The following is a 244-nucleotide window of genomic DNA, read 5'->3' on the forward strand; positions in this document are numbered from 1 at the left end:
GACTCCCTTCACCCGCACCAATAATTTCCTCTTGAAATATAGCGGAATATTTGTTAAGATATTCTTTGTCACTACAAAATGCGGTCGTGGCGGAATGGCAGACGCGCTAGGTTGAGGGCCTAGTGGGGGCAACCCCGTGGAGGTTCAAGTCCTCTCGGCCGCACCAAAAAAACTGTTGACAAAAAGAATTAAACGTGATATTATATAAAAGTTGCTTTAAAAAAATGCGCCCGTAGCTCAATTG

The 244-nt window shown here is 44.3% G+C and carries 1 tRNA gene; it reads left to right on the top strand.

Annotated elements, in window-relative coordinates:
- The first annotated feature begins 80 nt into the window (after positions 1 to 80).
- Positions 81 to 166, top strand: a tRNA-Leu gene (locus tag IE222_RS26215).
- The last annotated feature ends 78 nt before the right edge of the window (positions 167 to 244 follow it).

Origin of the sequence: Neobacillus kokaensis (assembly GCF_014656545.1) — a bacterium.
Classification (GTDB): Bacteria; Bacillota; Bacilli; order Bacillales; family Cytobacillaceae; genus Neobacillus; species Neobacillus kokaensis.